Source organism: Actinomadura sp. CNU-125 (assembly GCF_001942465.1).
In the GTDB taxonomy this organism is placed as follows: domain Bacteria; phylum Actinomycetota; class Actinomycetes; order Streptosporangiales; family Streptosporangiaceae; genus Spirillospora.
Window position 1 is genome coordinate 1 of the sequence record NZ_MKJY01000401.1, and the last position, 3541, is coordinate 3541.

General features: G+C 76.5%; 3 protein-coding genes and 2 pseudogenes. All 5 read left to right on the top strand.

All coding sequences use genetic code 11. The features are described from left to right. Positions 1-449 (top strand): annotated as a pseudogene (locus tag BJF79_RS63085) (hypothetical protein); the annotation flags it as partial. 21 nt (positions 450-470) lie between these two features. Continuing rightward, positions 471-1523 carry a lipopolysaccharide biosynthesis protein gene (locus BJF79_RS63090; protein ID WP_075903885.1) on the top strand — a complete coding sequence of 351 codons (1053 nt, stop codon included), beginning with the start codon at positions 471-473 and terminating at the stop codon, positions 1521-1523. Beyond that, positions 1496-2227: a polysaccharide biosynthesis C-terminal domain-containing protein gene (locus BJF79_RS63095; protein ID WP_262403018.1), complete on the top strand. Its 732-nt coding sequence runs from the start codon at positions 1496-1498 to the stop codon at positions 2225-2227. The genes BJF79_RS63090 and BJF79_RS63095 overlap by 28 nt, the downstream gene beginning before the upstream one ends. 74 nt (positions 2228-2301) lie before the next feature. Continuing rightward, a pseudogene (locus tag BJF79_RS67695) lies at positions 2302-2622 on the top strand (chromosome condensation regulator RCC1); the annotation flags it as partial. Between the two features lie 247 nt (positions 2623-2869). Next, the coding region (locus BJF79_RS56250; RefSeq protein WP_410050184.1) for an RCC1 domain-containing protein at positions 2870-3541 on the top strand (672 nt) is incomplete at its 3' end.

Consider the following 3541-nt stretch of genomic DNA (forward strand, 5'->3'; position numbering starts at 1 on the left):
GTCCGACACCAACACCACGGTGCAGTTGCCCGCGCTGCCCGACGGGCCGGGCAAGAGCGGCCCGCCGAAGAGCCCGCCGCCGAAGGGCCCGTCGGCCCAGGCGGGCCGGGCCAGGGCGGCCCGGCGCAGGCCGGTCCCCCGAAGGGCGACCCGGCGCAGAGCGGCCCCGCCCAGGGGACGCCCGTGCCGAGCGGCCTCGCGAAGACGCCTCCCCCGGCGAACGGGACGTCCGGCGGCGGGCGGCGCGCCGACGAGCGCGAGCCGAACGCGGCGAGCGGGCCGAGCGCGGCGAGCGCGGCGGCTTCCCGGCGGGCGACGCGCGGCTCGTCGCAGTTAGCTCCGACCGGCTCACCGGCCGCGACGCCCCGGACCCGCAGGACAAGTCGGTCGCCGGGGGCGCCGAGGAGGACAGCCCGGCCAACCGCACCCGGGACGACTTCCACCTCTGATCCCTGACCTCTGATGGGCACATGACGACCGCATCATCCGACCGTCCCGGTCCGCCGGGCGGCGCGCCGGGCGGCGCGAACGCCGACCTCGGCAAGCTGGCGCGCGGCGGCGCGCTGAACCTCGCCGGGGCGATGTGCGCCGGGCTCATGGGGTTCGTGCTGATCGTCGCGGTCGTACGGACCTACGACCAGGCGCTCGCGGGCGCGTTCTTCGCGGCGACGTCGCTGTTCCTCATCCTGAACGCGGTGTCGGGCCTCGGCAGCGACGCGGGCCTGCTGCGCTGGCTGCCGCACCATCTCGCGCTGGGTGAGCGGGCCAACGCGCGCCGGACGGTGCCGATCGCGCTCGTCCCGGTGCTGTCGACCGCGGTCCTGGCCGGGCTGGTCATGGTGCTCACCGCGCCGTGGGTCGCGGGGCTGGTGCACGGCGACGCGCCCGGCGAGACGGCGTCGATGCTGCGCGTCCTCGGGCTGTTCCTCCCGGCGGCGGCGGCGCAGGAGGCGCTGCTGGCGGCGACGCGCGGGCACGGCTCGATGCGCACCACCGTGCTGGTCGACAAAATCTTCCGGCAGGTGGCGCAGGTCGCCGGGGTGCTGGTGGCCTACGCGGTCAGCGGCGACGCGACCGTCCTGGCGCTGGCGTGGAGCCTGCCCTACGTGCCCGGGGTGCTCATCGCGGCCGTCCAGTACCGGGGCCTCGCGCGGCGCGCGGACCGCGGCGCGGACGGCACGGGCGGCGGGACGGGCGGGGGCGCGCCCGCGTCCGTCCGGGACCTCGCGGGCCCGTTCTGGCGGTTCACCGCGCCCCGCTCCCTGGCGCAGATCTGCCAGACGGCCCTGCAGCGCTCGGACATCGTGCTCATCGCCGCGCTCGCCTCCCCGCGGGACGCCGCGATCTACACGGCCGCGACCCGGTTCATCGTGTTCGGGCAACTCGCGGCGCAGTCGCTGCAGCAGGTGATGCAGCCCGCGGTGAGCAGGCACATGGCGATGAACGACGTCGCGGGCGCGCAGAAGGTCACATGGCGGTCGGGACGACCTGGACCGTGGCCGTCACGTGGCCGCTGTACCTGACGCTCGCCGCGGGGGCGCACGTGTTCCTCATGGTGTTCAGCCCCGAGTACGCCGCGGAGGGGCAGAGCACCACGATCGTGCTGGCGCTGACGATGCTGCTGGCGACGGCGGTCGGGCCCGCGGACGTCGTCCTGCTGATGGCGGGGCGCAGCGGCCTCAGCCTCGGCAACAACCTCGCCGCGCTCGTGGTGAACATGGTGCTGAACGTGGTGCTCATCCCGATGTTCGGGGTGCCGGGCGCGGCCGCCGCGCGGGCCGCGGCGCTCGGCACGCGCAACGTGCTGCCGCTGCTGCAGATCCGTCGAATTCTGGGCATCTCCCCCACCGGGGCAGGATTGTGGCGTTCTATCGCTTATGCCGTCTTCTGCTTCGGTATGCTCCCGTGGTGCGTCCAGGCGGCTCTGGGCACGAGCGTCGCGGCGCTGGCGCTCGGCGTCGCCCTGGGAGCCGCCGGATACGCGGTGCTGCTCTGGACGGGCCGGGAACGGCTGTCGCTCACCGCGTTCAAGGCCCTGCTGCGGCGCCGTGGCGCCGGTCGGAGCCCCGCCGCCCCGTCCACTCCCGCAGAACGGACCGTCCCGCCCATGGATGAACGAACCCCCGCCCCGCCGGACCGGACGGTGCCGGACCTCATTCCGCCGGGCCACCTGCCGCCGGACCTCACTGGGCCGCCCGACCGCACGCTTCCCGACCGGCGCCGGTGAAATCCCTCCGGACGGCCGCGGCGCCCGCCGCGGCCGGTGCCCTCTGCCTCGCCCTGACGGCGGGCTGCGGCGGCGTGACCGCCTCCGCCGACGACCCCCGCCCCACCGCGCCCGCCGCGACGTCCGGGGAGGTCTGGAGCGTCGGCGAGGACGACTTCGGCCAGCTCGGCCGCAAGGCCGACAAGTTCGACGTCGCGCTCGGGCCCGTCCGCTCCCCGACCGGCAGGGGCACGCTGACCGATGTGAAGGCCCTCGCGGCCGGGGAGCGGCACTCGCTCGCCCTCCTCGACGACGGCCGCGTCGTCGCCTGGGGCGCCAACAGCAACGGGCAGCTCGGCAACGGCACGAGCAAGCCCAGCGCCGTCCCCGTCCCGGTGCACGCCCCGGACGGCCGGACGGGCGAGCTGGGCGGCGTCGCGAGCATCGCGGCGGCGGGCAACCTGTCGATCGCGCTGCTGTCGAACGGGCAGGTCGTGACGTGGGGCGCGGGCGGCAGCGGGCAGCGCGGCATCGGCACCGCCTCCTCCCCCGCCGCCCCGACGACCGTGCGCGCCCCGGACGGCGACGGGCCGCTCACCGGCGTCGCCGCGATCACCGCCGCCGACCAGGGCGTGCCTCGCCACGCTGCGGGACGGCAGCGTCGTGTCGTGGGGCGGCAACCTCGCCGGGATCCTCGGCGCCGAAGGCGTGCCCGCCCGCACCCTGCCCGCGCCGGTCACCGGCGAAGGCGAGCAGGAGCGGCTCACCGGGGTCGTCGAGGTCGCCGCCGGGAACAAGCACGCCATCGCGCGGCTGGAGGACGGCCGCGTCGTGTCCTGGGGCAAGAACGACCGGGGCCAGCTCGGCGACGGCACCACCCGCGGGCGCTGGACGCCCGGCCCCGTCATCGGGACGTCCGGCGGCGCGCCGCTGCGCGACGTCGCCGCGATCGCCGCGGGCGGCAAGCACAACTACGCGCTGCTGAAGGACGGGACGATGGTGGCGTGGGGCTCGAACGGCAACGGGCAGCTCGGCATCGGCGGCGACCGGGCGTCCGCGCGGCCCGTCCCGGTGAAGGGCACCTACACGCCGAAGCTGCGCGGCGTCACCGGCGTCGAGGCGGGCAACGGGTTCGGGGTGGCGCTGCTCGCCGGCGGCACCGCGCTGTACCTGGGCGCCGACGGCAAGGGGCAGCTCGGCGCGGGCAGCCGGCTGCCGCGCTCCCGGCCCGGGCCGATCATCCTCGCGCAGGGCGCCCGCGCCGGGAGTTTCCTCGGCGCGCCGCGGGCGGCCACCACCGTGCTGATCCTGATGCAGCCCGAGAGAGACGCGGTG

Excerpts from the sequence above, each read along its gene's own strand:
- BJF79_RS63090 (WP_075903885.1), top strand. The coding sequence starts at position 471 with ATGACGACCGCATCATCCGACCGTCCCGGTCCGCCGGGCGGCGCGCCG.